The 1,339-nt window shown below is 74.2% G+C and carries 1 protein-coding gene and 1 pseudogene; both read right to left on the bottom strand.

The features are described 5' to 3' along the window. On the bottom strand, positions 1 to 1,134 hold a 1,134-nt coding region (locus B9S61_RS07715; protein WP_103541570.1), incomplete at its 3' end, for an NAD(P)-binding domain-containing protein. 2 nt (positions 1,135 to 1,136) lie between these two features. After that, positions 1,137 to 1,339 (bottom strand): annotated as a pseudogene (locus B9S61_RS41510) (hypothetical protein); the annotation flags it as partial.

The raw sequence follows: 1,339 nt of genomic DNA, 5'->3' as shown, positions 1-1,339 counted from the left end.
GTGCACGAAGCGCATCGCCGGGCCGAAGCCGGACGCGGTCACCAGACCCGCGAAGAACAGACCGTCGTGCGAGGACTCGAAGGTGTGGCCGAGCGCCGGGGAGCCGTCGGGCAGTGCGGCCAGTGATCCGCGCAGCTCGGCGGAGAGCAGGCCGAGCCGGTCGCGGTGCGCCTTGAAACCGGTGGCGGCGATGACGTGCTCGGTCTCCAGGCTGCGCCGGGCGCCGACGTTGTCGGTCAGGTCCAGCCGCAGTCCGCCGGGCACCGCCGCGGCCGCGGTCACCTCATGGCCCGGCAGCAGGTCCACCGCCCGCTCCACCCGGTCCCGCACCCACCACGCGCCGGCCGGACCCAGCGCCGTGGCCGCGATCCGTGAACGGGTCGCCTCGGGCAGCCGCCGGAACAGGCCGGGGCGCTCGGAGTAGAACCAGTTCCGCCAGCCCGGACCCAGCCCGCTGTGCGGCGACCGGAACGACTGCCACCGGGACCGCTCCCAGGCCGGCGGCACATCGTTCCACCGCAGCCGGTCGGCGCGCGCCAGCACCCGTACCCGCGTGCCCTGCTCGGCGAGGAGCGCGGCCGTCTCCAGCGCCGCCTGGCCGCCGCCGATCACCGTGACGTCCTTGCCCTGGAAACCGCCGAGGTCGCTGTGGTGGCTGCTGTGCGTCACCAGCGTGGGGTGCAGTCCGCGCAGGGCCGCCGGCACCTCGATGAACGGCATCACCCCGATCGCGAGCGCCACCGTCCGCGCCTGCAGCGCCTCCCCGTCCTCGGTGACCACGGTGAAACCGTCGGGGCCGGACGAGACCCGGGTGATCGTGCGCTCGTCCACCGCGGGCACGGCGTTGCGGGCGAACCACAGGCCGTACGAGGCGAACGTCGCCACCGGGATCGGCTCCGCGTGACGTGCCGTCATGCCCTGTTCGGCGCAGTACGCGTCCAGCTTCCAGCGCCCGGACGGGTCGGAGAGGTTGGACGCCCACGGCTCCGACTTCAGGAACATGCCGCTGGGCATGTGGTCCCGCCAGGACGCCATGGGCCGGCCGAAGACACGCAGGTTCAGTCCGGCGGCCGCGGCGTGCGACGCGATCGACAGACCGTACGGACCCGCGCCCACCACCAGGAGGTCGTACATCATCAGCTGCTCGCTTTCTCGTTGTCGGTCAGGGAAGTCGGGGAGGCCGGAGTGGCCGGGGAGGCCGGAGCGGCCGGATAGCCGGTCAGGAAGGCCGGGGAGGCCGGCGACACCGCAGCCGCCGAGGAGGCCGGGGTGCCGGACACGCCCGGAGTGTCCGGTCCGCCCGGGGCCGCCGACACCGCGGGAACACCCGGTCCGCCCG

Source organism: Streptomyces sp. SM1 (assembly GCF_002910825.1).
Taxonomy (GTDB): domain Bacteria; phylum Actinomycetota; class Actinomycetes; order Streptomycetales; family Streptomycetaceae; genus Streptomyces; species Streptomyces okerensis.
The sequence above is the reverse complement of the archived record's forward strand: the minus strand, read 5'-3'. Positions and strand labels throughout refer to the sequence as shown.